The 25,569-nt window shown below is 70.0% G+C and carries 25 protein-coding genes, 1 tRNA gene and 4 pseudogenes; 14 read left to right on the plus strand and 16 right to left on the minus strand.

All coding sequences use genetic code 11. From position 1 onward, the window contains the following. Positions 1–8: 8 nt before the first annotated feature. The gene (murC, locus tag PUT80_RS38945; RefSeq protein WP_275295117.1) at positions 9–1,439 is read left to right on the plus strand and encodes a UDP-N-acetylmuramate--L-alanine ligase; all 1,431 of its coding nucleotides are present in this window, start codon (positions 9–11) and stop codon (positions 1,437–1,439) included. Positions 1,440–1,470: 31 nt separating this feature from the next. Here murC and PUT80_RS38950 read toward each other — a convergent pair whose 3' ends face one another. Beyond that, positions 1,471–1,683, minus strand: coding sequence for a hypothetical protein (locus PUT80_RS38950; RefSeq protein WP_037813519.1), 213 nt, complete (start codon positions 1,681–1,683; stop codon positions 1,471–1,473). Here PUT80_RS38950 and PUT80_RS38955 point away from each other — a divergent pair. The 9 genes and pseudogenes from PUT80_RS38955 to PUT80_RS38995 all read left to right on the plus strand — a co-directional run bounded on the left by PUT80_RS38955 (position 1,676) and on the right by PUT80_RS38995 (position 6,586). Continuing rightward, positions 1,676–2,104, plus strand: a complete 429-nt coding sequence (locus PUT80_RS38955; RefSeq protein ID WP_275295118.1) for a hypothetical protein — start codon at positions 1,676–1,678, stop codon at positions 2,102–2,104. The genes PUT80_RS38950 and PUT80_RS38955 overlap by 8 nt on opposite strands. A gap of 270 nt (positions 2,105–2,374) precedes the next feature. Further along, a pseudogene (locus PUT80_RS38960) lies at positions 2,375–2,613 on the plus strand (NAD(P)-dependent oxidoreductase); the annotation flags it as partial. A 19-nt stretch (positions 2,614–2,632) separates the two neighbouring features. After that, the gene (locus tag PUT80_RS38965; protein WP_037813521.1) at positions 2,633–3,655 is read left to right on the plus strand and encodes a D-alanine--D-alanine ligase family protein; all 1,023 of its coding nucleotides are present in this window, start codon (positions 2,633–2,635) and stop codon (positions 3,653–3,655) included. Positions 3,656–3,663: 8 nt separating this feature from the next. Continuing rightward, positions 3,664–4,154, plus strand: a pseudogene (locus tag PUT80_RS38970) (M15 family metallopeptidase); the annotation flags it as partial. Next, positions 4,144–4,566: pseudogene (locus PUT80_RS38975) on the plus strand (glycosyltransferase); the annotation flags it as partial. The pseudogenes PUT80_RS38970 and PUT80_RS38975, both read left to right, overlap by 11 nt. A gap of 143 nt (positions 4,567–4,709) precedes the next feature. After that, positions 4,710–4,774, plus strand: a pseudogene (locus tag PUT80_RS38980) (hypothetical protein); the annotation flags it as partial. After that, positions 4,771–5,145 (plus strand): glycosyltransferase, encoded by a 375-nt coding sequence (locus PUT80_RS38985; protein WP_275295132.1) that lies wholly within the window; start codon positions 4,771–4,773, stop codon positions 5,143–5,145. The pseudogene PUT80_RS38980 and the gene PUT80_RS38985, both read left to right, overlap by 4 nt. 288 nt (positions 5,146–5,433) lie before the next feature. Further along, positions 5,434–6,168: a response regulator transcription factor gene (locus PUT80_RS38990; RefSeq protein ID WP_037813524.1), complete on the plus strand. Its 735-nt coding sequence runs from the start codon at positions 5,434–5,436 to the stop codon at positions 6,166–6,168. Between the two features lie 46 nt (positions 6,169–6,214). Then, a complete protein-coding gene (locus tag PUT80_RS38995; RefSeq protein WP_037813528.1) occupies positions 6,215–6,586 on the plus strand; it encodes a helix-turn-helix transcriptional regulator in 372 nt (123 codons plus the stop codon). Between the two features lie 104 nt (positions 6,587–6,690). Here the strand turns inward: PUT80_RS38995 and PUT80_RS39000 are convergent, their stop codons facing one another. The 6 genes from PUT80_RS39000 to PUT80_RS39025 form a co-directional block, all read right to left on the minus strand. Continuing rightward, complete coding sequence (locus PUT80_RS39000; RefSeq protein WP_199817681.1) at positions 6,691–6,846, minus strand: hypothetical protein; 156 nt, start codon at positions 6,844–6,846, stop codon at positions 6,691–6,693. Next, a complete protein-coding gene (locus tag PUT80_RS39005; protein ID WP_275295119.1) occupies positions 6,843–7,565 on the minus strand; it encodes a class E sortase in 723 nt (240 codons plus the stop codon). The genes PUT80_RS39000 and PUT80_RS39005 overlap by 4 nt, the downstream gene beginning before the upstream one ends. Then, on the minus strand, positions 7,562–8,716 hold the full coding sequence (gene wecB / locus PUT80_RS39010; RefSeq protein WP_037813530.1) for a UDP-N-acetylglucosamine 2-epimerase (non-hydrolyzing): 1,155 nt from the start codon (positions 8,714–8,716) through the stop codon (positions 7,562–7,564). Before wecB ends, PUT80_RS39005 begins: the two co-directional genes overlap by 4 nt. A gap of 59 nt (positions 8,717–8,775) precedes the next feature. After that, a complete protein-coding gene (locus tag PUT80_RS39015; RefSeq protein WP_101438528.1) occupies positions 8,776–8,943 on the minus strand; it encodes an LPXTG cell wall anchor domain-containing protein in 168 nt (55 codons plus the stop codon). Between the two features lie 58 nt (positions 8,944–9,001). Beyond that, positions 9,002–10,363, minus strand: coding sequence for a glycosyltransferase (locus tag PUT80_RS39020; protein ID WP_275295120.1), 1,362 nt, complete (start codon positions 10,361–10,363; stop codon positions 9,002–9,004). 333 nt (positions 10,364–10,696) lie between these two features. Next, the gene (locus tag PUT80_RS39025) at positions 10,697–11,899 is read right to left on the minus strand and encodes an iron-containing alcohol dehydrogenase (protein ID WP_275295121.1); all 1,203 of its coding nucleotides are present in this window, start codon (positions 11,897–11,899) and stop codon (positions 10,697–10,699) included. 602 nt (positions 11,900–12,501) lie between these two features. Here PUT80_RS39025 and PUT80_RS39030 point away from each other — a divergent pair. Together PUT80_RS39030 and PUT80_RS39035 are read left to right on the plus strand one after the other, a co-directional pair. Next, positions 12,502–13,713 carry a histidine kinase gene (locus PUT80_RS39030; RefSeq protein WP_051728992.1) on the plus strand — a complete coding sequence of 404 codons (1,212 nt, stop codon included), beginning with the start codon at positions 12,502–12,504 and terminating at the stop codon, positions 13,711–13,713. Next, positions 13,713–14,318, plus strand: coding sequence for a response regulator transcription factor (locus tag PUT80_RS39035; RefSeq protein WP_037813532.1), 606 nt, complete (start codon positions 13,713–13,715; stop codon positions 14,316–14,318). The genes PUT80_RS39030 and PUT80_RS39035 overlap by 1 nt, the downstream gene beginning before the upstream one ends. Positions 14,319–14,656: 338 nt before the next feature. On the opposite strand, the gene PUT80_RS39040 is transcribed toward PUT80_RS39035, so the two are convergent. Then, positions 14,657–14,729, minus strand: a tRNA-Asn gene (locus tag PUT80_RS39040). A gap of 164 nt (positions 14,730–14,893) precedes the next feature. Here PUT80_RS39040 and PUT80_RS39045 point away from each other — a divergent pair. Next, a complete protein-coding gene (locus PUT80_RS39045; RefSeq protein ID WP_037362580.1) occupies positions 14,894–15,073 on the plus strand; it encodes a hypothetical protein in 180 nt (59 codons plus the stop codon). A 288-nt stretch (positions 15,074–15,361) separates the two neighbouring features. Here the strand turns inward: PUT80_RS39045 and PUT80_RS39050 are convergent, their stop codons facing one another. From PUT80_RS39050 to dnaG, 3 genes are read right to left on the minus strand one after another with little or no spacing between them, the layout of a single operon-like run. Next, positions 15,362–16,129, minus strand: a complete 768-nt coding sequence (locus PUT80_RS39050) for a trans-aconitate 2-methyltransferase (protein WP_275295122.1) — start codon at positions 16,127–16,129, stop codon at positions 15,362–15,364. A gap of 52 nt (positions 16,130–16,181) precedes the next feature. Beyond that, the gene (locus tag PUT80_RS39055) at positions 16,182–16,706 is read right to left on the minus strand and encodes a hypothetical protein (protein ID WP_051728993.1); all 525 of its coding nucleotides are present in this window, start codon (positions 16,704–16,706) and stop codon (positions 16,182–16,184) included. A gap of 1 nt (position 16,707) precedes the next feature. Further along, positions 16,708–18,621 carry a DNA primase gene (gene dnaG, locus PUT80_RS39060; RefSeq protein ID WP_275295123.1) on the minus strand — a complete coding sequence of 638 codons (1,914 nt, stop codon included), beginning with the start codon at positions 18,619–18,621 and terminating at the stop codon, positions 16,708–16,710. Positions 18,622–18,671: 50 nt separating this feature from the next. Between dnaG and sigJ the strand changes: the two genes are divergently transcribed. Continuing rightward, positions 18,672–19,613, plus strand: a complete 942-nt coding sequence (sigJ, locus tag PUT80_RS39065) for an RNA polymerase sigma factor SigJ (protein WP_275295124.1) — start codon at positions 18,672–18,674, stop codon at positions 19,611–19,613. Positions 19,614–19,634: 21 nt separating this feature from the next. On the opposite strand, the gene PUT80_RS39070 is transcribed toward sigJ, so the two are convergent. From PUT80_RS39070 to PUT80_RS39090, 5 genes are all read right to left on the minus strand, one after another. Then, positions 19,635–20,201, minus strand: coding sequence for a carboxymuconolactone decarboxylase family protein (locus PUT80_RS39070; protein ID WP_275295125.1), 567 nt, complete (start codon positions 20,199–20,201; stop codon positions 19,635–19,637). A 63-nt stretch (positions 20,202–20,264) separates the two neighbouring features. Then, positions 20,265–21,998, minus strand: a complete 1,734-nt coding sequence (locus tag PUT80_RS39075) for a glycosyl transferase (RefSeq protein ID WP_275295133.1) — start codon at positions 21,996–21,998, stop codon at positions 20,265–20,267. Between the two features lie 92 nt (positions 21,999–22,090). After that, on the minus strand, positions 22,091–23,164 hold the full coding sequence (locus PUT80_RS39080; RefSeq protein ID WP_037814170.1) for a serpin family protein: 1,074 nt from the start codon (positions 23,162–23,164) through the stop codon (positions 22,091–22,093). Positions 23,165–23,570: 406 nt separating this feature from the next. Next, positions 23,571–24,869 (minus strand): deoxyguanosinetriphosphate triphosphohydrolase, encoded by a 1,299-nt coding sequence (locus PUT80_RS39085; protein ID WP_134663000.1) that lies wholly within the window; start codon positions 24,867–24,869, stop codon positions 23,571–23,573. Between the two features lie 30 nt (positions 24,870–24,899). After that, a complete protein-coding gene (locus PUT80_RS39090; RefSeq protein WP_275295126.1) occupies positions 24,900–25,556 on the minus strand; it encodes a YdcF family protein in 657 nt (218 codons plus the stop codon). Positions 25,557–25,569: the final 13 nt, after the last annotated feature.

Below are 25,569 nucleotides of genomic sequence, written 5' to 3' on the forward strand. Positions count from 1 at the left end.
TTATCGGCATGAGCTTTTCGTCGCAGACGGCCGGCATCCGGGACAACGGTCTCGGCCTCGTCGCGCAGCTGGGCCGGGTCCACCTCGTCGGGTGCGGCGGGGTGGGCATGGCCAGCCTGGCCGAGGCGCTGTGTTTGCGCGGAGTGCGGGTCAGCGGCAGCGAGGTCGAAGACCGGCCTGAGCTGGCGCGGCTGCGCGCGGCCGGATGCACGATCTACGCCGGCCACAGCGAGAGCAATCTCCGCGGCGTCGACACCGTCGTCCATTCCACCGCCGTGCCGCCGGACAACGTCGAGTTGCGTTCGGCCGCGGACCGAGGCATCCGGGTGGTGCATCGGTCGGTCGCGCTCGCGGCGCTGATGGAGGGCCGGTTTTCGGTGGCGGTCGCGGGGACGCACGGCAAGACCTCGACCGCCGCGATGCTGGTCAGCGCACTGTCCGCGGCGGGAGTCGCGCCGGAGTACGTGATCGGCGGCCGGCTCGCCGACCAGTCGGGGGCCGGCGCGGGCGAGACGTCCGCCATTGTCGTCGAGGCCGACGAGAGCGACGGGTCGTTCCTGGCCTACCGGCCCGACGCGGTCGTCATCACCAACATCGACACCGACCACCTCGACCTTTACCGCGACATCGACACGCTGGCCCGCGCGTTCTCCGGATTCGCCGAACGGGTCGGCGAGCGCGGTTTCGTCGTCATGCCGGAAGACGATCCCTATTCGCGGCGGGTGACGAGAGGTCTTCGCGCCAAGGGGATCCGGGTGTACACCTTCAGCGACGGGAGCCCGGCCGACCTGTCCGTTCACGTCGAAGGCGAATTCCCCGATTCGGTGCGCTTCATCGCCCGGTTCCCCGATCAGGACGACGCGGCGGTGGAGGTTCCGGTCCCTGGACGGCACATGGCATTGAACGCCGGCGCCGCGATGCTGACCGCCATGCGGCTGGGGGCGTCCCGGTCGGGAACGATCCTCGGCATCACTCAATACGCTGGGGTCGCCCGGCGATTCGAGGTGAAAGGCGCGCCCCGCGGAATCCGGGTCTACGACGACTACGCCTGCCACCACACTTCCATTCGCGCCTCGCTGACCGCCCTGCGGCGGACCGCGACGGGCGGCAGGCTGATCGCGGTCGCCGAACCGTGCCGGCAGTACCGCATGGACCAATTCCAGGCCGAGATCGCCGATGCGCTGTCCGTCGCCGATCGCGTCGTCGTGCTTCCGGTCTTCGACTCCGACGACTCCTTCGACCACGCTGCGCCGTCGGAGGCCTTGACGTCGTTGGTGAGCCTGCCAGACCACGACAAATTCCTGGCGCGCACTCCGGACGCCGCGGCTCGCGCGGTCGACGCCTTCGCGCGCCCCGGCGACTTGGTGGTCACGTTGGGAGCGCCGGGCGTGGTGCGCGTCGCCGAACAGATCGTCCAGACCCTCGAACGCACCCGCTGACCGAGAAAGGCCGCGAGATGAAACTTCCCAGCTACATCCGCGAATCGACCATCGCGAGGACGGACGCCCGCCGTCGCGTATGCAGCGCCGCGAGCATCCGCACGCTGGCGCGGGAAAGCCAGCCCAGCCGGAACTTCCGGCGCGTCTGCCAGTCCCGCCGGCTCTCGGCGGTCTGCGAAGTCAGGTCCGCGGGCCAGGCACGGACCGCGGTGGCGCGCGGCTGTCCCGCGCTCAGCGTGCGCACCTGGCAGGACCGCGACCTCGACCTGTTCGCGGAGCTGGCGGACGTCTGCCTGGCGACGAGCGTTCCGACGCTTCAGCGCGATCTGATCGCGTCCGAGTACCAGGTATGGGAAGCCCGTGCTTTCGGCGCGGACGCGGTCACTTTGCTGCCGGCGCTGGTCGAGCCCGCCGAGCTGGCGCGGTTCGCGGCACTCGCCGAGGAGCTGGGAATGACGGCGGTCTTCGAGGTCTACGACGGGGAAGACGCGGAAGTCGCTCTCGATCTCGGCGCGCAGGTGACCGTGGTGGCGGGTTCCGACCTCGCCACGTTGCGAAGCATCCGTGACAGCCTTCCGCCCACGCTGCTCGTACTCGCCGAAGCGGGTGGCACCATGGCGCTGATCGGCGGGGAACTCCTGCGAGTGGCCGGCGAGGCGGCATGACCTACCTCGAACCGGCTCGTTCCGCGGCGCAAGCGCCCCCGGCGACCGGAACCACGGTCTATGACTGCGAACCGGCCGGGGCCGAGCTGGTCCGTCGACTGGCCCGTCGCCGCGGCGTGGCACCGGCCGTGACGGCAGCCGCGGTGTCCGAAGCGAGCGCCGAGCTGGCGGCCGGAACCCGGTCCGTCAGCGTCGGCCACAAGACGCCGATCGGGGACGGATGCGCACGACTACCGGCTGAACGAAGCACCAGGGAAAGAACTGCGCGACCTGACCGTGGGTGTGATCGGCGCCGGGCGAATCGGCGCGGCGGTCATCGAGCGGCTGCGCGGCTTCGCTGCCGGATACTCGCCTGCGACGTCCGCCCCGCGTTCGTGATCAACACCGGACGCGGGCCGCTGCTGGACACCGATGCCCTGCTTTTCGCGCTGGAGAGCGGGCGCCTCGGCGGTGCCGCGCTGGACGTCCTCGAAGGCGAGGAAGGCACGTTCTACGCCGGCTGCCGGAACTTCGAAAACGGGACGCACCATGAATAGAATCCGGCTCGGCATCCTCTTCGGCGGGATGTCCGAGGAGCACCCGGTCTCGGTCAAGTCCGCGCAGGAGATCGCGAAACACCTCGATCCGGCGAAGTACGAACCGCACTGGGTCGGGATCACCAAGAGCGGCGCGTGGAAGCTGTGCGACGGCCCCGGCGACGGATGGGAAGACCGCCCTTGCCCGTCCGCGATGCTCTCGCCGGACCGCGGCGTCGGCGGACTGCTCTTGCTGGACCGGGGACAGTACGAGGTGCTCGGCCTTGACGTGGTGCTGCCCGTGCTGCACGGCAGGTTCGGCGAGGACGGCGCGACGCAGGGCCTGCTGGAGCTGTCCGGCATCCCCTACGCGGGCTGCGACGTGTCCAGTTCCGCGCTGTGCATGGACAAATCCCTCGCCTACCTCGCCGTCTCCGCCGCGGGCATCGCCACGCCGAACTTCTGGACCGTGACGACCGGCGTCGATCCGGGACGGTTCGGCTATCCGGTCTTCGTCAAGCCCGCCCGGTCGGGTTCGTCGTTCGGGGTCAGCAAGGTCTCCCGCGCCGAGGACCTGCCGGACGCGGTGGCGGCCGCGGCGGAGTTCGACGCGAAGGTCATCATCGAGGAACCGGTCGAGGGCAGCGAGATCGGCTGCGCGGTGCTGGGCAACGGATCGGAGCTGATCGTCGGCGAACCGGACCGGATCCGCCTGTCGCACGGTTTCTTCAAAATCCATCAGGAGGACAGCCCGGAAAGCGGCTCCGAAAACTCGGCCGTCATCGTCCCGGCCGTACTGCGCGCGCACGTCCGGCAGACCGCGCGGGAAATCTATCGGGCGCTGGGCTGCAAAGGCTTCGCCCGGGTCGACATGTTCCTCAAGGACGACGGAACAGTGGTGCTGAACGAGGTGAACACGTTTCCCGGCATGACCTCATACAGCCGGTATCCCAGGATGATGGCGGCTTCCGGGCTGCCGTTCCCGGCCATGCTGGACCGGATCGTCGCGCTCGCGTTGTCCGGGGAGGCCCGGTGAAGAACGGACCAGTCGACGGGTACCCGGCGAACCGGATCGCCGGAGTTGTGCACGGCGCTGCGAAACGCACGGGACCGGGCCTCGTCGCTCGGGTACGGCCTGCTGCTGTGGGACGGATACCGGCCCCAGCGCGCGGTGGAACGCTTCGCCCGATGGACCGGGCAGCCCGAGGACGGGCGGAAAAAAGCCCAGCACTACCCCAATATCGAGCGAGCGGAAATGTTCGAGCGCGGCTACGTGGCCCGCAAATCCGGGCACAGCAGGGGAAGCACCGTCGATCTGACTCTATTGCCTCGGCACCAGCGAGCTGGCTGCCATGATGGACGCCGTCTCGCACCACGGCGCACCGGGAATCACCTCCGCCGAGGCGGACAACCGGTGGCTGCTGCGGTCGGTCATGGAATCCTGCGGGTTCGCCGCATACGATGCCGAATGGTGGCACTACCCGCTGAAAGACGAACCGTATCCGGACACCTGCTTTGATTTCGTTGTCGCCTAGAATCGTCGTCGCGGGCGGCCATTCGGCCGGGCGCATCGAACCCGCGATGAACCTCGCGGACGCGGTGCGCCGGCTGAATCCCAGTGCCAAGATCACCGCCCTCGGCACCGTACGAGGCTCCGACACGACCCTGATCCCGGCCCGCGGCTACCCGCTCGAGCTCATCCCGCCGGCGCCGTTGCCGCGCGCGGTGAACCGGGCACTGGCGCGCACGCCCGGACTGCTGCGCGACGCGGTCCGCGCCGCGGGAGAAGTCATGGACCGCACCAGGGCCGAGGTCGTGGTGAGCTTCGGAGGTTACGCAGCCGCACCGGCCGTTCTCGCCGCCCGGCGAAGACGAATACCGATTGTCGTCCACGAATCGAACGTCCGGCCCGGCGTCGCCAACCGGCTCGCCGCCCGGATGACGACCCGCGTGTTCACCGCGCCGGCCGGAGTCCGGCTCGCCAACGCCACCTCGATCGGGATCCCGCTGCGCCGCTCGATCGCCGGGCTCGACCGCGCCGCATTGGCGCCAAGGCCCGCTGGCAATTCGGCTTGCGCGCCAAGGGACCGGTGCTGCTGGTCACCGGCGGTTCGCAAGGAGCGCGCACGATCAACGCGGCGATCTCCGGTTCTGCCGCGACATTGCGGGCCGCCAACGCGCAGGTGCTGCACATCAGCGGGCCGGGCCACGGCGCCCGAAAGCGACCCGCCGTACGTGGTCCTCCCCTACGTAGACGAAATGCGCTGCGCCTACGCGGCAGCCGACTTCGCCGTCTGCCGTTCGGGCGCGATGACGTGCGCCGAATTGGCCGCTGTCGGGCTGCCCGCCGTTTACGTCCCGTTGCCCGAACGCGGCGGCGAGCAACGGCTGAACGCGGAACCAGCGGTAGCGGCGGTCGCGGCGCCGCTGGTCGACGACGCCGAGTTTTCCCCGGCCTGGATCGAAAAGTCACTGCTGCCGGTGCTCGCTGCCCCGGACCGGATCGCGGCGATGTCCAGCGGTTAGGCGGCGTGAGCTATTCCTCATTCCAGGATTTCACCAAGCCGCGGCAATCCTGTTCGATTCCCATTCCCACTCGTCCGATTGCCGGCGACTCGTCATGACATGAGATATTCACGCGCCGATCAGGAATTTCCGCGCATCTCCTGCACTGGGTGTCGCGCCGCCTACCAATCGCTGCGCATTGTCGGTTAAAGTCGGCTCGCACTCGCCCGAATGTCCGGGAAAAACCATGGCTCTGCCCGCTGCCGCGATTCTCGCCCGGCGAATCGGGCACGTTGGAAGGACAACCTGATGGCTTCGGTCCCCCTGCTCGCGCAGAAGACCCAGAACGGCCGGACGCGCCGATCCGAGGAGACGGCGTTCACCGTGTGCTCGGCCGATCAAGACGTCCTGTTCCAGCTCGGGGTCAAAGCGGTGGTCGACCGGTCGCGCCGGCTCAGCTGGATCGGCGCGATCAACGACGGGAACCGCGTGCTGACGCTCGGCAGCCGGCTGCGGCCCGACATCCTGCTTCTCGACGCACGGCTCGACGTCGGCGGCAACCTCATCCGGGCCGTGACTTCGAGTCCCGCCGTGGAGACCGTCATCGTCCTGGTCAGCTCTGCGGAACTCACTCCCGAGCGAGTCGGCGCCTTCGCCGAATACGGCGCCGTCTGCCTGCTCGACCGGGCGGTCGGCCCGGTCAAGCTCGCCGAACGGATCGTTCAGTACCACCTCTGGGGCGGCTCCGCCGAATTCCTTCCGGGAACACCGGAGCCGCGCATCCCGCGGGCGCGCCGCCGGAACAGCGACGAACTCACCCTGCGTGAAACGCAGATCCTCGGCTTCATCAGCATCGGGTTGACGAACGCCGAGATCGCGGAAGCGCAGTCCGTGTCCGCCGAGACCGTGCGCAGCCACGTCAAGAACGTGTACCGGAAGCTGGGCGCCCGCAACCGTGCGCACGCGGTCGCGCTCGGCCACCTGGAGAACTTGATCGGCCCCCAGGCGGCGCAACCGGCGCCCGCGCATTCCGCCGCCCGGTGACCGGCACCGGCCGCGCAATCCATCGTCTGAACGGGAGAACTGAACCATGGCGGAGCAGACCGGACGGCAAGGCCCGGTTTTTGTCGGCGCGGACCCGGAGGCGCTTGCCCGTGCCCGCGACTACCTGGAAGCCAAGGGCATCGCACTGACCTCGATCAGCAGGCCGGTGAGCCCGCTGCAGGTTTTCGTCCGTACCACGGCGATCGACGAAGCGCGGGCGCGGACGGGCGTCATCTCCGACTCCTCCCTGCTTCAGCTGCGCATGATCGCCGGCGGGATGACCAACGCCGAGATCGGCAACCGGCTCGGCAGGTCCGAGAACACCGTCAAGGCAAGCCTGAAAGCACTGTTCAGAGCGATCGGAGCGCGCGATCGCGCCCATGCGGTGCTGATCGGATGCCGAGCAGGACTCATCTGAAGCCGCACCGCCCTGGCTCAGTCACGATCACGGGACCGCGGCGACGTCCAGCGCTCCTTCGGCGACGCCGGAAATCGCCTGTCCTTGCCGGAACCGGTGCGCGATCAGTCCATCACCGGGCTCGTCGTCATGAACCAGTCGTCCAGCAAGGGATACAGGCCGAACCACAGTCCGGCGCAGGCGGCGGCGACCAGCACCGCGAGCAGCACCGCCCGCACCCAGGCCGGGCCGGGCAGGATCCGCCAGAGGCTCGCGATCATCGTGCTCCCTCCGAATCCGCTTTCGCCGCGCTGGCGATCAGGTGCGCGTCGACGATCAGCCGTTCGTAGTTATCCCACTTAGGATTGCAGGTCGTCAGGGTCAGCCGGGCTTCCGTCGCGGTCTGGCCCGGCTGCCCGGGAACGGGCAGGAGCACTCCGACGTCGTCCGGGCGGACGATCCGGTTCGCGTCGACCTCGTAGACGTAGCGGCGGGTCCGGTCCTCCACCGTGATCTGGTCTCCCGCCTCGATCGTGTCCAAGTCCCAGAACATGCCGCGCACCCGATGCCCGGCCACCGCGAAGTTCCCGATCCGGCCGGGCAGCGCCGTCCCCGCGTAGTGCCCCGGCGCGTGCCGCAAGTCCTTCGACCCGGTCCCCTCGACGACCGTCCACTCCAGACCCAGCCGCGGTATCGCGAGGACCGCGACCGGACCGCCGTCGGCTGGAGGCTCCGGGACCGCACGTGGTGCGCCGCTGACACCGGGCTCGCTGTCCCACAACGCTTTCCGCTCCTGGCCGAGCTGACTCTGCGCGGCGTTCAGCTCGCCCACGCTGCCCCACATCTCATAGCCGAGAAAACCCAGCATCACCAGCCCGAGGATGAGGACCGCTTCCCCGACGATCCCGAAAATCCGCCACCGCGCGCTGCCCCGCCGCCGCGCGGCCCGGGTGTCCCCCGGGTGTTGTTCCGCCTCCTCCGCGAGACGCCGCACTGTCATGCCGCGTCCGGACCGGCGCCGGCCGTCAGCATCCGTCCAGGATCGGCGATCCGGCCGCGGATCGCGTCCATGGTCAGCCAGGCGGCGTCGCCGGAGCCGAACGGATTCGCCGTTCCGGGACCGGTTTCCTGCCCGGTCAACACCGCACGCGCGGCGGAGACGACCTGCGCGAAGTCGGTGCCGACCAAGCGCGCCCATCCCGCGTCGACCGCCTCGCGGCGCTCCGTCGTGTCGCGCGCCACCAGCACCGGAACCCCGAAGGTCGGCGCCTCCTCCTGAATCCCGCCGGAGTCGGTGATGACCAGGGTGGACCTCGACAGCGCCCAGATCAGGTCCGGGTAGTCCAGCGGCTCGGTCACCGTCACCGCGTTGCACGTCCCCAGGATCCGATGCACGATCTGGCGCACCTTCGGATTCGGATGCGACGGAAGCAGAAACCGCGCGCCGGGGAACTCGCGGGCGATCTGCATGACCGCGCCCAGCACTTCGCCGATGCCGCTTCGCCACGACTCCCGCCGGTGCATCGTCACCAGGATCCGCGGCCGGTGCCCGGCGAAGGCCGCGGCGACCGCGCCGTTCTTGGGCGGCAGGCCCTGTCCGGCGATGTGCAGTGCCGCGTCGACGACGGTGTTCCCGGTCACGACGATCTTCTCGTCCGGAATTCCCTCCGCCCGCAACGCCGCGGCGGCCGCAGGCGTGGGAGCGAGGTGCAGGGCGGCGATGCGGGAGACCAGCTGGCGATTGGCTTCCTCGGGAAACGGCGATTCGAGATCTCCGGTGCGCAGGCCCGCCTCGACATGCACGACCGGGATGTGCCGCCAGAACGCGGCCAGCGCGCACGCCAGGGTGGTGGCCGTGTCGCCCTGGACGACGACCGCTGCCGGGCGGCGTTCTGCCAGCACTCGGTCCACTTCGGGTACGAGCCGCGTGAACAGCTCGCTCAGCGTGCCGGTCGCCCGCGACAGGACGATCCGGTCGTCGGGCGCCACTCCGAACGGGGCCAGGGCCTGGTCGACCATGGCCGGGTGCTGCCCGGTGGCGACGATCCGGGCCCGGAACCCGAATTCCCCCGCCGCGAGAGCGACGGGCGCCAGTTTGATCGCTTCCGGCCGGGTGCCGGCAAAAAGGACGAGTTCTGGATTCATCGTCATTTCTTCCCCTCCGCGAGTGGCGGACGCCCGTAGTGACGGCAGGCGCCCGCCACCTTCGCTCATTTGTCGGATTCCTCCGCCATCCTGCGTCGCCGCCGGGCGAACAGGACGAACATCGTCCCCAAGGCCACGAGGGCGACGGCGAGTGCGATCCACCAGCTCAGGCTGGCTCCGGTGACCGCGAGGCCGCCCGCCGTGCCCGTGCCGACGCGTCCGTGCTTGTACATCCAGGTCCTTTCGGTGCGAGTGTGTGACTATTGGCTTTCGACGGGCATCCCCGGTTGCTCATGCTTCGACGGCAACCTCCTCCTGATTGAACGATTCGGCGTTCCGCCGCGTTTTGGCCCAGCCGTGCCGGCCTCGCATCATCCGATACACCGCACGCAGCGAAGTCACGTAGAACAACCCGACGTACAACGTGAAGGCCAGTCCGTAGCCGACGCCGGCGAGCAGATTCGGTCTTCCGACGCAGCGGAATTGGTAAATGATTCCCCACACCACGAAAGGCCCGGTGGACATCGCGACGAAAAGAAGGAGGAGGAATGCGGTACGCATCGACGCCGCTCCCGCCAGCATCGCCGGGTCGCGGATCACCGCGCCCAGCAGCAGCGCGACCGGAACCGGGTAGACGACGGCGCCGATCAGCTGGAGCCAGGGCTGGATCAGGTAGTAGCTCGCCTCGATCACGCCGAGTTCGCTGAACTGCGGAGACCGCCAGATCGACGACAGGTACCGGGCGCACTGCATCGTGCCCTGGCCCCATCGGGTGCGTTGCGTGACGAATCGCCGGAGGCTGTACAGCCCTTCCTGGGACACATAAGAATCCGACGTCGCAGCGGTCCGCCACCCGGCCATCAGCAAGTGCAGCCCGAGTTCGTAATCCTCGAGCAGCAGCCCGCGCCACGGCTGCCCGGTTCCCCGGTCGATGCTGCGCAGCGCCGACAACCTGGTGAACTGCCCGTTGCCGCCCATCGCCACCGTGCCCGCGTACGCACGGGAATGCTGCACGGCCGAAATCGCCGTGCGGAATTCCATGTCCTGCAACTGCACCAGCTTCAGCGCCGCCCAGCGTTGCCAGCGACCGCCGGAGGAGGGCGGGGTGCAGCGGTTCAGCATGCGCACTTCCAGCTGGACCGCTCCCACCGACGAGTCCCCGAACAGGTGGCCCGCCGCGCACACGTCCAGGCAGTCCGGAGCGAGCACGCCGTCGGCGTCGACCACCCCGACGATGACCTTCTCCCAGTGCTCGTGCCTGCCCAGCCAGGTCGCGAGCCGCTGGTAGGCGGAGTTGAGCGCGTCGCCCTTCCCGGTGCGCGCGTGCGGCGGGCGCCGGCTGACCAGGTGGACGAACGGATCCGGGTCTTCCCCGGCGGCGAGCGACCGGACGATCCGCGCGGTGGCGTCATGCGAGTCGTCGTCGATGACCCACACGTGCGCTTCGGGAAATGTCCTCCGCAGCCGCCGGACGGTATCGCCGATCACCGCTTCCTCGTCCCGGCACGGAACGAAGAAATGCCAGGAGAAATCGGCTTGGGATCCCGCCGGCGCCCGCTTCCGGCCGAGGAACGGCACGACGATGGCGCACACATAAGCGATGAAGACGCCGCTGCTCACGAAGGTGAACACGCCGATAATTGTCGCTAGCATGCCCGGACCAGCCTCTCCGTGACGCACCGCGTGGAACGGGGCCGGAATTCGGCGAGCCCGGATCCCGGGTTCACGGCGAGCGCACTGCCGACAATGATCCGACTGGTTTCCGGCATGACATTCCCCGCAGCCCCTCGTGATTGCCTCGCACCACTCCGCAGAACGCAATCAATCCATTCGCACTCGACGATTCCGAGAATTTTCTCCCCAGAGTATGGACAGCGCCGTCAACGCAGATCAAGAAGATCGGCGTTTTACCCCCCCGCCGGGCTATAGCAGTTTTAACAGGGGACGCGTGAAACATTCACACTGCCCATGGCCGCGAGACGCGGCTCAACTGCACACCTCGGCTTGAACCGCGTTCCCGATCCATCCGGCCAGTTCCGGCGCCGACCGGCCGGCGAGCGCGGGGACGCCGGCCTCCCAGAAGCGGAGCGTGCGCACGCTCGCCGCGGACGCGACCGCGGCGTCGCACGCCAAGCCGGACCCCAGCCTCCACGACCGGAACATCGCGGCGAAGCCCGGCCCCGGTTCCGCGGGCCACGCCGGCGAACCCGCGGCGCGGATCCAGCTCCATACGCGACGCAGCCTGGCCCTGCTTCCCAGCAACGCGTCGCCGTCGTCGACGGCTTGCCACATGGCAGGCAGCAACGCCGCCAGCACGCTGCCCGGCGGCTCGCCCGTTTCGAACGCCAATTCGGCCGAGACCGCCCGCGAAGCCGTGACGACCGGTTGATGACCGGCCAGCGGAAGACCGAACTGGGCCATGTCCGCACAGCTGGCGAGCAGGCGATCGTGCGCGTCCAGCCCGTCTTTCCCCGCTCGCATGCCGAGGGACACGAGCAGGCTCACGGCGGTCCTGGTTTCCGCCTCGGTCAACGGGTTGGCGTCCTCGTCCGCGACATACCAGTCGGCCGCCCGCATGACCGACGCGGAGATCCCCTCGACAATTGCCTGCGGCGGCAGCGACGTGGTGAAGGCGCTGTCGACGACGGCGATGTCCGGGGTCAGTCCCGTCCCTTCCACCAACCGGGGATGCCCCCGGAGCGCTACCGACGCGAAGGGCCGCACCGCCGCGGCCGCGCCGATCGTCGTCGGGACGAAAGTCCGATGCAGCTGCGCCGGCGATTCGGGCGGCAACCGGACGACCCCCCGCCGGGCGCCACGGGCACGCACCGTCGGCAGGGTCCGCCGGTCGGCGAGATGGCGGCAAGCGAGTTTCGTCGCGTCCAGCACCGAGGAACCGCCGACCGCCACCACTCCGTCCGCCGCCGCCCTCTCCAGCGAGCCGGCCAGCTCTTCGACCTTGGCGAACGTGCAGGGCGACTGCACGAACAGCACCCGGTCGGCCTCGACGCCCAGATGCACCCGCAGCGTCTCCACCAGAAGGAAGTTCGCCGCGGCGAACCCAGCGCCCACCACGAGCACGAGACGCGATCCCAGCGCCGCTCCGGACGGCACGGCACGCCACACGTCATCGCCCGCGTACACCCGGGTCCCGCATTCCCACCGCACCACATCGTTGGCCCGTCCCATAACCCCTTCGCCTGACTCCCGTCGCGGGTGGTGGCGCATTTCCGCGTCCCGATCGCGTGCCGAATCGGGCCGGACGGATTGCCGACCCGGCCACTGTCATCGAATTATGCCCAGATGAGCGCGGCGGACCTACACACAATGGGGCACGGTTTGCGACCGAATGGCAAACCGTCGCCGCACCGGGTCAGGCCCGAACCGATTAATGCCGTGATATTTTCACGCCCCGGCCGGGAATAAATGAATCGATTCGCCGAGGCGCGCCCGCCGCGGCTGAGCGCAAGGCCTTCGGCGCGGATCGGCGGACGCGGTCCCGCGAATCACCCGAACAGGTAGGTTTAGCGCGCCGGTATGAGCTGATCCCGCATCTAGGATGAACTTATCCGCATTCGTCAGGCTGCGGAATCACGACTCGGCAGGCCCGCTGCCGGGGCAGGAGGAATGCGTGACCGTGGCGACCTCATGGTGGACACGGCGACGTCCACCGGTCGCCGAGCGAGCGAATTCGTCCCGCGGCACGGCGGTCCCTCCGGGCTTGCCGCCCACTGCCCGCTCGACCGCGCGGAAATCCATGCCGTCGCGCAGAACGCGAGGATGCCGCGCTCATGCATAGCAGGCTGTTCAAGCCCGTTTCCGGCCTCGCCAAGACCGTATGGGCGAACGGGCCGGGCGTCCGGCTGGCGACATCGGGGATTTGCGCGTTCTTCCTGTGGTCCGCGGTGCTGAGCGAGTACCAGCAAGCGAAGCGCACGCACGGAGAGCTCGGAGCCGCCCTGATCGGGGCGAGCTATCTCCCGTTCCTCGCGGTCTGCATGACCGGCCTCGCCTTCCGGATCCGGTCGACCGTCACCGCCAGGGCCGCCGTCACGCTCGCCCTCGTCCAGTTTTTCCTGGTCTGCGCCAGGGCATTGTGCTTTCCGGGAAGCTGGGCTCCCTCGCTCGTCCTCACGGGCTGGCTGTGCCTCGTCGTTGCCCGCGAGCCCCGCCTCGCGTGGTCGGCCTACGGCCTGCTGCTGACCGTCGGCATCGTCAGCTTCGTGGCTCCGGCCCCGCTCAGCACCGGCGACCAGATCTATCACGGCATCAATTTGCTGGTCCAATTCATCGCGATCGGAATCAGTATTCGCGCCTTGTCCACGATGGCCGTGCTGACGATCGAGCTGCGAAAGGCGCATTCGGAGATCGGCCGCCTCAGCGCGGCGCAGGAACGCGCCCGGATGTCGCAGGAGCTGCACGACCGGCTGGGCCACAGCCTGGTCGTGATCATGCTGCGCAGCGAACTCGCCGGACGGCTGGCCGGAACCGACGCGGCGCGGTCGCGGTCCGAGATCACCGCGGTGAACCGCATCGCGAAAGACTCGCTGGACGACCTGCGCAGCATCGTGCACGGCGGCCTGAACACCAGTTTCGACCGGGAACTCCGCGGCGCCGTTGAGCTTCTCGAGGCGGCCGGAGTCCACTGTGAACTCCGCGTCGCCGCGTCCCCGGACGGGATCACGGCCGAGGCGCTGGGGTGGATCGTCCGGGAAGGAACCACCAACATCCTCAAACACGCTTCGGCCTCCGAATGCACCATCACGCTGGTGGAAGAAGACCACGAGTACGTTTTCCGGCTCGAGAACGACGGCGCGGGCCCAGACGGGGAAACGGCCGGTCCGATACCGCGCAGCATCACCGATCGGGCCGATCGGCTCGGCGGCTCGGCCAAAGCCGAACGCGCGAGCGGAAAGTTCACCCTCGACGTACGATTGCCCGCCTTGCCGTTCAGTGCGGGCAGCACCCAAGAACCCTTGTCGCGACAGGAGGCAACCGCGTGATGATCCGGGTAATGCTGGCCGAGGACCAGCGAGTCCTTCGAGAGGCCTTGGTCGCGTTGCTCCAGCTGGAACGCGACATCAAGGTGATCGGGGTGGCCGAACGAGGAGAGGAGGCCGCCCAGCTCGCCGACAGCCTGAAACCGGACGTGCTGATCCTCGACATCGGGTTGCCCGACATCAGCGGCCTCGCCGTGGCCGCCCGGGTCCGGGCTCAGCTCCCCGCGGTCCGGATTCTGATGCTGACCTCGCTCGACAAGCCCGGCGTCGTCCGGGAAGCGCTCACCCTCGGCGTGAACGGTTTCCTGCCCAAGGGCGTCGCCGCCGCCGAGCTCGTCGAAGCCGTTCGCGACGTTCACGCGGGCAAGCGGGTCGTTTCGCCCGACCTGGTCTCCTCCGCGCTGGCAGCGGGCGAAAACCCCCTCACGCCGCGCGAGCGCAGCATCCTCCAGCTGGCCGCGACGGGCACTCCTCCCCCGCAGATCGCCACGCAACTGCACCTGGCCGAAGGAACGGTGCGGAACTACATCACGCGGATCATCGCGAAACTCCGCGCGCGCAACTCGACGGACGCCATACGGATCGCCCAGCATTACGGCTGGCTTTGATCCGCGCCCGGTGCCGAAGCCGCGGCCTCGCGGGACTGTCAGGCCGCGCAGCACGGCGAACCGGATGGTCACGCTCCTGCCCGTCGATGACTTCAGCAGCGGTACGAGGTCAGCAAGTCCCAGCGTTTCCGAAGCAGTTCGGCTTTCGGCACACCAACTCTCTCTCCAGATGATCGCCGGCAAGAGCCGATGCGGGCTACACCTCCGAGCCGGAGGCCACGACAACCAGCCGGGGCAGCAGCACGACGGCTGGCCGCCGGACGACTGTCGAAATCGACACTCACTCGCCCCTGTTTCCGGGCAGTAAAAAAGCCCAGGTCTCAGACCTGGGCTTTGAGCTCCCCCGCTTGGACTCGAACCAAGAACCCTCCGGTTAACAGCCGAATGCTCTGCCAGTTGAGCTACAGGGGATCGTGCTCCGCCAGTCCGGATCTCTCCGGGCTGACGGGAAGAACTTTAGCCCATGCCGTTCCCGCCTCGCACAGGGGGGTGGGTTTTCTGCGGCCCGCACGGGAGCCGGTTGTGTTGGACAATGGACAGTCGGAAGGCCTGCTGAGGAAGAGGTGTGGCCGCTGATGAAGAAGTTCCTGCTGGGCGTGGGCCTGGGGTACGTGCTGGGCACCAAGGCCGGCCGGGGACGGTACGAGCAGATCGTGCGCACCTACCGCAAACTGGCCGACCATCCGATGGTCCAGGGGGCCGCCGGGGTGGCGCGGGCGAAGCTCGGCGAGAGGTTCGGGCGCGGGAACGGCTGAGCAAGCCCAGCTCAGGACGGTTTTTGCCAGGTGAGCGAGTACCGGCGCAGCACGTGTCTGCGGTACCGCACTCCTGGCAGCAACCGCTGAGCTGTCGTGCGCACCTCGCGGTAGCGGGTACGTTCGCGTCTCGGGCCAGGCCGACGACTACCGGTGCGCCGCCTGGGTGCAGCAGGTCCCGCATCCGGGTGAGGGCGGCTCGGCTTGTCGATGCCGGTGACCCCGGGCATCACGAGAGCCAGCAGGCCGTCTCCGCAGCCGACGGCCAGCGTGGTCGCGGACGGCACATCAGCCGGGAAGCCTGGCCACGAAGAAGATCCGCCGGAACTCGAACCACGTGGTCCCGTCCGCGCGTGGCGGGTAGGCCTCGTCCAGCAGCGGGGCCAGGTCGTCCTGGAAAGCCGCCCAGTCCTCGTCGTCCAGGGCGGCGCGGATGGGGCGGAGTGCGGTTCCGGTGATCCACTCCAGGACGGCACGCGGGCCGGAAAGTGGTTGCACGTACGTGGTTTCCCACGCGTCGACCAGGCATCCGGCGTCGGCGAGGAGGTTCGCGTAGTCGCGGGGTTCGCCGACGGCGTCTTCGGCTCGCAAAGACACCGACGAGAGGCGTGTAGCCCACGCCGGAGAGGCCGCCAGCTGACGGCTGAGGGCGTGCGAGGGGGCCGAGAAGTTGCCGGGGACCTGCACTGCCAGCACCGCGCCGGCGGGGAGTTCCGCGGCCCACCGGCGCAGCAGGTCTTCGTGTCCGGGCACCCACTGCAGGACGGCGTTCGAGACGACCACGTCGGTGTCCGGTTTCGGCGTCCATGTCCGGACGTCGCCGACCTCGGCCGCCACCCCGCGTTCGCGGGCCGCGGCGACCATCTCCGGCGAGCTGTCCATCGCTTCCAGCACCGCGTCTGGCCAGCGCAACGCCAGGTCGAGGGTCAGCGTGCCGGGGCCGCAGCCCAGGTCGACGACCCGGCGGGGCGCGGTCGCCGAGATTCGCCCGATCAGGTCATAGAACGGCCGGCCGCGCAGGTCGGAGTAGTCGAGGTACTTCGCCGGATCCCACATGAGCAGCCTCCCGCCAGTAAACAGTACAGACGTACTGAGTACGAGCGTACTGCTACTCGCCCCGGTTGGCCAGCTTCTCCGCGACCTCAGCCGCGACCGCCTCGACCAGCGCCGGGTCGGTGCCCGGATCGGGGCGGACCTGCAATTCCACGCCGTCGCGGCCGGGGACCTTGCGCTGGACGAACCACGCGCCGCCCTCGGGGAACTCGTGCCGGTGCCGTCCCCGCACCGAGCCGTCGACGCGCACGCGCACCTGCTGCGGCACCTTCCCCGGCTGCGGCAGCCGGAACCGCACCGGCTCGCGGTCGGCCAGCACCGCGACCGCGCCCGCGCGCCCGGTCTCCTCCGATTCGGTCAGCGTGAACACGCCGTCGCCCCACGTCGCCTTGCCCACCAGGTGCCAGCCGACCCGCCGCGTCGTGCCGTCGCCGGACGGGATCCAGAGGCCCAGCGACGTCACCACGAGGTGCCCGCCGCCCTCGACCGCGGCCGCGGCGACCGGATCCTCGCCCTTGTCCAGCGTGCCGGGGAATCCCGGGGGCACGCCGCCGCCGAAGAACCGGTTCAGCAGTCCCACGTCACTCCCACCCGCTCGCCGCCTGCTCGCGCAGCGACTTCCGGTACTGCTCCAGCGCGACCAGGTCGCCGAACAGCGCCCGGTAGTCGTCCGGGGCCTCGACCGGCGACAGCCGCTGCAGCTTCGACTTGATCTCGCCGATCTGCCGGCCGACGAGGTTCTCCTGCACGCCCGCGAGCACGCCGGAGATATAGCGCGAGTCCACTTCTCCCAAAGCGCGCAACGGTTCCACCGCCAGTTCGCTGAGCACGCGGCGGACCGTCCCCTCCGGACAGTGCGCCGACGCGGCGTCCAGCAGCGCGGGCCCGGTGAGCCCGGACGCCGCCCCGCCCGCCTTCAGCACGGCCAGGTGCACCGCGACGTACACCGGGTGCGTGAACGCCTCTTCCGGCAGCGAGTCGTACTCCGGACCGGCGATCGCGGGCTGCTGCAGCGCGGCCTTGAGCGCTTCGCGCTGTCCGACGAACCGGGGGTCGTTCGACGCGGGACGCGGCAGATCCTGCTTGTCCGGCTCGGGCGCCGGGGCCTCCTGCCGGGCCGCGGACCGCCGCTGCTGCGGTTCGGCCGGACCGCGCCGCGCCGCCGCCCCGGCCGCGCCGCGCACCCGGTTGACCACCTGCGCGACGTCCTGCCAGCCGACCCACCAGGCGAGCTTCGACGCGTACCCGTCCCGGCTCGCCCGGTCCTTGATCGCGGCGACCATCGGCACGGTCTTCTGCAACGCGGCGACCTGGCCGTCGACCGAATCCAGGTCGAACTGCTTCAGCATGCTCTTGATCACGAACTCGAACAGCGGCGTGCGCCGGGCCACCAGGTCGCGCACCGCGGCGTCGCCCTTCGCGATGCGCAGCTCGCACGGGTCCATCCCGTCCGGCGCGACCGCGATGTAGGTCTGCCCGGCGAACGTCTGGTCGCCCTCGAACGCCTTGAGCGCCGCTTTCTGGCCCGCCTCGTCGCCGTCGAAGGTGAAGATCACTTCGCCGCGGAAGGCGTCGTCGTCCATCATCAGCCGACGCAGGACCTTCATGTGGTCCTCGCCGAACGCGGTGCCCGAGGACGCGACCGCGGTCGGCACGCCCGCCGCGTGCATCGCCATCACGTCGGTGTAGCCCTCGACCACGACGACCTGGTGCCGTTTCGCGATCTCCCGCTTGGCCTGGTCGAGGCCGAACATGACCTGCGACTTCTTGTAGATCTGCGTTTCGGAGGTGTTGAGGTACTTCGCCGAGATCCGGTCGTCGTCGAAGAGGCGCCGCGCGCCGAAGCCGACCACGTCGTTGCCGACGTCGCGGATCGGCCACACCAGCCGCCGGTGGAACCGGTCCATCGGGCCGCGCTGGCCCTCCTTCGACAGGCCGGACGCGATCAGCTCCTTCACCTCGAACCCGCGGTTGAGCAGGTGCTTGGTGAGCTTGTCCCAGCCGCCGGGCGCGAACCCGCAGCCGAACTGCTTGGCCGCGGCGGCGTCGAAACCGCGCTCGGACAGGAAGTCCCGCGCCGCCCGCGCCTCGTCGGTGACGAGCTGCTCGACGTAGAACTCGGCCGCCGCGCGGTGCGCCTCGATCAGCCGGGACCGCGTGCCGCGGTCGCGCTGCACCGACGCGCCGCCGCCCTCGTAGGTCAGCCGGATCCCGACGCGGTCGGCGAGCCGCTCGACCGCCTCCACGAACGACACGAGGTCGATCTTCTGAATGAACTTGATGACGTCGCCGCCCTCGCCACAGCCGAAGCAGTGGAAGGTCCCGTGAGTGGGGCGCACGTTGAACGACGGGGTCTTCTCGTTGTGGAACGGGCACAGGCCCTTCAGGCTGCCCCCGCCGGCACGGCGCAGCGCGACGTACTCCCCCACGACCTCGTCGATCCGGTTGCGCTCACGCACCTCCGCGATATCGCTCTCCCGAATCAGTCCTGCCACGGCACCACAATAGTTCTCCCCGCCGCCGCGCCGTGCGGCACACTCGGGACATGGGCACCACGACCGCGCTGGAGGACTTCGCCGCCGAGTTCGACGTCCACCGGCCGCACCTGATCAGAGCGGCCTACCGGCTCACCGGCACCCGCGCGGACGCCGAGGACGCGGCGCAGGAGGCCTGGCTGCGGCTGTCCGGGCTCGACGACGCCGGCCGCGCCGGGATCCGCGACCTGCGCGGCTGGCTGACCGCCGTGGTCGGCCGGATCTGCCTCGACCGGCTTCGGTCGGCGGCCGTGCAGCGCGAGAAGTACGTGGGCGAATGGCTGCCCGAGCCGATCGTCACGCCGTTCGGCGCGCCGGCGAGCGAGGATCCGCTCGAGGCCGCGGTGCGCGACGACGGCCTGCGGATGGCCGCGATGGTGGTGCTCGACCGGCTCACCCCCGAGCAGCGCGTGGCGTTCGTGCTGCACGACGCGTTCGCGGTGCCGTTCGCCGAGATCGCCGACGTCCTGGGCTGCAGCGCGGCGGCCGCGCGCCAGCACGCCTCCCGCGGCCGCCGCGCGGTCGAGGACTCCGACCCGCCCGCCCGGCTCGAACTGGCGCAGCAGCAGGCGGTGCTGGAGAAGTTCGTCGTCGCGCTGCTGGCGGGCGACATCCGCGCGGTCACCGAACTGCTGCACCCGGACGTGGTCATGATCGGCGATTCCGACGGCCGCTCGCGCACCAGCCGCCGGATGATCGTCGGACCGGACAAGGTCGCCCGCTTCGTGCTCGGGGTGCTGGCGAAATACGCGCCGGGCACGATGGCGAACGGGCGGCCGGTGCTCGTCAACGGCGACCTCGGCCTGTGGCTGCCGCAGCTGCCCGCGGCCGACGGCTACCTCGCCCTCGACGAGCGCGTCCAGACGTTCAGCCTGCGCGACGGCCGCATCGTCGGCGTCTACGACCAGGTCAACCCGGACAAGCTCACCCGCATCACCCGGCCGGAGCAGTGACGCTCCGGCCGGGCCGCGCGGTCAGGGCATCGGCACCCGGCAGGCGTCGCCCGAGGTGAAGCCCTGGTCGACGATGCCGAGCGCGCTGTTCATCCGCGCCCGCGAGTTCTCCAGGCCGATCTGGTAGGTCAGCTCGACCACGCCCTTCTCGCCGAATTCGGCCGCCAGCTCGGCGATCTGCTCGTCGGTGACCGTGACGGCCGGGCCGGACATCGCGTCGGCGAGCGCGAGCGCCAGCCGCTCCTGGCGGGTGAACAGCGGCGACGTCGCGTACTCGTCGATGTGCTTGAGCCGGTCGATGTCCAGGCCCTCGTGCCGCTGCAGCATGGTGCCGAAGTCGACGCACCACGAGCAGCCGATCTGCGTGGCGACGCGGTAGACCGCGAGCTCCCGCACGTTGGCGGGCAGGTGCTTCGACGCCTTCTCCGCCATCAGTTCGTGCGCGATGCTGGTCCGCAGCAGCCCGCGGTGGTGCGCCACGACGGCCATCGGCTCCGGAACCGCGCCGTACCGCTTGCCGGCGATCCGGTAGAAGAGCTTGAGCACCGGGCCGCCGTCGGTGGCTCGTTTGACCGGGATACGAGGCATGTCGGGTCCTCCTTCTGAGTGGTTCGAAGGAGGAACGGGACAGCCGCGCGAGATGTGACAGCCTCAGCGGCGCCCGGTGATCGGGCGCACATCCCAGATCCACACGCCGTCCACGAACTGCGCGGGTTTGCGCAGCAGGAGGTCGACGGTGGCGCGGTAGGCGTCGCTGTGCTCGCGCGGGATCAGCACGAGCACGCTGGCGTTCCAGTAGCGCAGGTCTTCGATCGCCTGGTCCCGGTCGGCGTCGGTGATCTCCTGCGCTTGCTTGGAGTCGCGGACGCGGTCGAACAGCGTCGAGGTCGGCCGCTGGTAGGAGCCGTAGCGGCCGCGCTTGTCGTCCGGTCCCTGCGGTCCGACGAAGTAGCCCTCGGGCATCGCGTACCGCAGGCCGGCGTCCATCTGCCAGTGCAGCGGCTCGGACTCCCCCGAACTCGGCAGCGGCACCGGCACGACGGTGCCGCCGGGCGCGACGTAGGTCTGCCAGGTGCCGTCGGCGAAGAACGCGGGCGTCGGCGGGCGTTTCTGCACGAGCAATTGGGTCGGCGCGATCGGCAGCAGCACGGCCGCGACCGCTCCCAGCCAGATCAGCCGTACCGGCAGCTTCAGGTCGCCCTTCGCGGCGGCGGAGAACACCCGGTCGGTCGCGATCGCCAGCAGTGCGCCGATGGCGGGCACGCACGCCATCGCCAGCCGCGATTCCAGCAGCGATTCGAACAACGGCAGGTCCGCGAGCAGTTTCCACGGCCCGGGCACGCCGGTGTTCTCGTGCAGCACGGTGATCTCGGAGCCGAGCGAAAGCCACGCCATCAGGAACATCGAGATCGCCAGCGACCGGGCCACGACCTCGCGCCACAGCCACACCGTCACCACGACCATCAGCACGATCAGCGGCCAGCCGAAGAACGCGTTCTCCTCGGTGCGGTTCAGCGACACCGCGGCCGCCGCCTCCGGCTGCCCGGACACCGACTGGGTCGCGAACCGGGTCATCGCGGCGGTGTCGTTGCCGACCTGGCCGTGCTCCAGCCCGGTGTAGCTGTCCGGGCCGAAGAACTGCCACCACAACGGGAACGCGACGACCACCAGCGTCAGCACCACCGCGATGCCGCCGCCGAGCAGCACCGGCCGCACCATCGCCTTGACCTCGCGACGCCGCGAAACGCAGTAGGAAACCGCGAAGATCAGGAAGCCGAGCGCGAAGATCAGCAACGGCTCTTCGCCGAGGAAGATCTGGTACGCGGTGAGCACGCCGAGCCAGATCCCGTTGCGCACCGGGCGCTTGCCCTGCGCCAGCTGGATCACCTTGAGCGCGATGAACGGCAGCAGGAACCACGCGACGAAGTTCGGATGCGCGTTGGCGTGCGAGATCATCGGCGGCGCGAAACCGGCGAACGCGCCGCCGATCGCCGCGGACACCCGGTACCGCACGAGGTGCCGCGAGAACACCCAGTACCAGGCGGCCGCGCTGCCGGCGAGGCTGCCGGTGAGCACGATCGCCCAGGTGACGGTCGGGCCGAAGGCGAGCGTGATCGGGGTGAGCGGGATGCCGACGCCCAGCATGGCCGTGTTGGCCATCATGTTCACGCCGAGCGGGTAGTTCTGCAAGCCGCTGGTGAGCGGGTTTTCCAGGTGCTGCACCGATTTCGCGGTGACGTCGAAGAACCATTCCCACAGGTTCTGGTCCGACGCGCTGTTCCACAGGTAGCCCTGGCCGAGGTCGGCCCACAGGCCGCCGAACAGCAGCACGGAGAATGCCAGGTACGCGCCGATGATCCCGGCGTCGGCCCAGGAACGGCGCATCCGCGGTTCGGCGGCGGCGACCGCGGTCGCGCCGGGTTCGCGAGGCGGTGCTTCGGGTTTCGCGTCGGGGGTTGCTTCGGGTCGGAACACGCTCACGCGGGGCGCACCACCCGGGCGAAGAAGTACACCGCGCCGGTTTCGGCGTGGCGCACCAGCAGCAGGAACGGCCGGTCGACCCGGACCTCGAGCGGCTCGCCGGAGATGAGCGACATCGTGCGCATCTGGACCGCGGTGGCGGCCGCGCCTTCGAGGCCCTGTTCGTCCAGCCGGAGCACGGCCTGGTGCAGGATGCTGTCCACCCACAGCGGACGGTCCGGCGTGAGACCGGTCAGATCCGCAGCGTCGGTGAACAGCTCGCGCACGCCAAGGCCCTGCAACGCCCGTTCGAGGTCGGCGCGCACGTCGAGGGAGATCTTGGGCAGCGACAGCTGGATCTTGCGCTGCTTCGGGCTTTCCACGAGCGCGCGCAACGACTGCCCGTCGAGCGCGGCTTCGGCGCTCTCGAGGTCGCCGTCCGGCAGCAGGACCACCGTCTCGACGCCGCCCTCGGCCGTCAGGCGGACGACCTGCCAGCCGTTTTCGTGCGCGTAGCCGACCGACTCGTCCAGGTGCATCGTCGGCACCGAGCGCACGCCGTCGGGGGTGTGGAAATCCGCGTCCGCGGTGGCGCCGTCGGGGAACGGGTGCCGCCAGGCGGTCTTCAGGTAGAGCGCGTTGACCAGGCTGGCGCGTGTGTGCGGGTGGATCGCGCCCTCGGGCAGCAGCTCCGGGATCAGGCCGTGAGTGGTCTGGTCCACGTCGGCGTTGATCCGCTCGCGCGCACCCTCGGGGTCGGTCTCGAACGGTGCGGTCTCGGCTTTGCCGCCCGGCCAGCGCACGAGCTCGGCCCGGAAGCTGTCCTCGACGGTGATCCGGTCCGCCGCCCAGAGCGTGTTCGCGACCGCCAGCTGAACGTCGTCGCCCAGCTCGGCCGCGGCGCGCAGCAGCTCGCCCTGGTCGTCGCCCAGCACCGCGCGGAGTTCGTCCGCGGTGCGACCGCGGGCGGCCAGATGGGCGAGGCCGAGCGCACTCGCCGCCGAGTACGGCGAGAGACACGCGTCGCTTCCCGGGGGCGCGGTCGCACCGTGCAACGCCAGGGTGAAAGTGAGGTGGCTGTCCAGGGCCATGCGGCGACCGTACCGGAACGGGTGGTCCCACGGCTCACGGTTCGTCAGGCGGTGCCGTTCCGCAGCTCACGGCTCGGCAAACAGCACCGCTCCACGGCTCACGACTCGGCAAACGACACCTGCTCCGCGGCCCACGGCCTGGCAGACAGCACCGCCCCGCGGCTCACAGCCCGGCAAGCGGCACCGCTCCGCGACTCACAGCCCTGCAAACGAGCACCGCTCCCGCAGCTCACGACTCGGCAAACGGCACCGCTCCGCGGCCCACTGCTCGTCCAACAGCACCGTCCCCCGGCCCACGGCCCACGGCCCACGGCGCAGTAGACAGCGCCACTCCACGCAGCTCATGGTTCGGCAGACAGCACCGCCCCGCGACCCACAGTCCGGCAGACGACACCGCTCCCGCAGCTCACAGTTCAGCAGGCGGCGCCGTTCCGTGCCGTCCGGTGTGCCATCGGTGCCATTCGTACGCCTGCGCGTCGGTGAGCGACGCTACCTGGTCCACCACCACCCGCAACCGCGCCGCGTCGTCCGTCGCCGCGTTCCAGGCAGGCACCAGCAGCGGGTCCAGGGCCTCGGGCGCGCGGCGGCAGAGCGCCGCCACCAGCTCGGTGATCACCTCCCGTTGCCCGTCCTGCATCGCCAGCCTGCGGCGATCGCTCATCACATACCGCAGCGCCAGCGCCTTGAGCAGCGCCACCTCCGCTCCGACCTGCTCCGGCACCGCCAGCCGCGCCGCGTACCGGGTGAGCGGGCCCTCGCCGTAGCCCGCGCGAGTGCCGGTGACCGCGGCCGAGGCGAACCGGCCGACCAGTTCGCTGGTGAGCCGCTTCAGCGCGACCTGGGCGCGCAGGGAACCGTCCGGCTCCGCCCGCACCAGTTCGGCCACCACCGGCAGGTCGAGCAGCTCTTTCGCCGCACCCTCCAAAGTGGACACCGACAGCGTGGAGAAATGCCGTGCCGCGGCCTCGGCGACCGCCGCGCGTTCCTCCGGATCGGCCAGCAGCCGCAACCGGATCCGCCCGGCCAGCACCCCGTCCTCGACGTCGTGCACCGAGTACGCGACGTCGTCCGACCAGTCCATGATCTGCGCTTCCAGGCACCGCCGCAGGCCCGGCGCGCCCTCGCGGATCCAGCCGAACACGGGAGTGTCGTCCGGGTACACGCCGTATTTCGGCTCCCCGGACCGGCGCGGCCACGGATATTTCGTGGTGGCGTCGAGACACGCCCGGGTGAGGTTGAGCCCCGCCGTGCCGCCGTCCGGCCCGACCGCCTTCGGTTCGAGCCTCGTGAGGATGCGCAGCGTCTGCGCGTTGCCCTCGAAGCCGCCGCACGCCTGGGCCGCCTGGTCGAGCGCGCGTTCGCCGTTGTGGCCGAACGGCGGGTGCCCGATGTCGTGCGCCAGCCCCGCGGTGTCGACCAGGTCCGGGTCCGCGCCCAGCTCCTCGGCGATGCCGCGGCCGATCTGCGCGACCTCCAGCGAATGCGTAAGCCGGGTCCGCGGCGCGCCGCTGACCTCCGCGCCCTCCCCCGGCCCGACCACCTGCGTTTTGCCCGCCAGCCTGCGCAGCGCGGCGGAATGCAGCACCCGCGCGCGGTCGCGGGCGAACGCGCTGCGCCCGTCCGGCCGCGCACCGGCCAGCGCCGCGCCCTTGGGTTCCTCGGCCAGCACGCGGGCGCGGTCGTGCTCGCGGTAGCCGTCACTCACCCCGTCAGCTTAGGCGCGGGGACCGACAATTCAGCCCATCGTCGTGCCGAACAGGTCGTCCGCGGGCGACTTGGTCAGCTCGTAGAACAGCAGCGCCCCGGTTTCGCGGAAGATGTAGCGGACCTGCGTCGAGCGCTCCTGCACGATCGGCCCGCTGTGCGTCGGCGCGGTCCACGCCTCCAGCCCGAGGTCCTCGGACATCGTCCGCGACCGGTAGGAATGCCACGGATCGCTCACCAGCACCACCGAACGCCACCCGCGCGCTTTCACTTGATCGGCGACCGCGCGCAGGCTGCGCAGGGTGTCATTGCCCTCGCCGATCGGCAGCGTCGCGGCTTCCGGCACGCCGTGTTTGGTCAGCCAGCGCGCTCCCGCGGTCGCCTCCGTGTAGTTGTCGCGGGTCTTCTTGCCCCCGGCGGTGATGACAGTCTTCGAGACGCCGTCGGCGTAAAGCTGCCGCGCCTTCTCCAGCCGCGCGGTGAAGATTTCCGAGGGCTTGCCGTTGTACTGAGCCGCGCCCAGCACGACGATCGCGTCGGCCGGCGTCCGGTCGTTCTCGCGCGCGACCTGCCACACGCGGAACGCGGTGCCCCCGATGACCGCGACGAGGGCCAGCACCGCACCGAAAACGATGCGGCGCACCCAGTTTCCCGCAGTAGGACCTGTCCACGCCTCCATGGCGGCCATCCTCGCAGAGCCG

It is taken from the genome of Amycolatopsis sp. La24 (assembly GCF_029087445.1).
Taxonomy (GTDB): Bacteria; Actinomycetota; Actinomycetes; order Mycobacteriales; family Pseudonocardiaceae; genus Amycolatopsis; species Amycolatopsis nivea.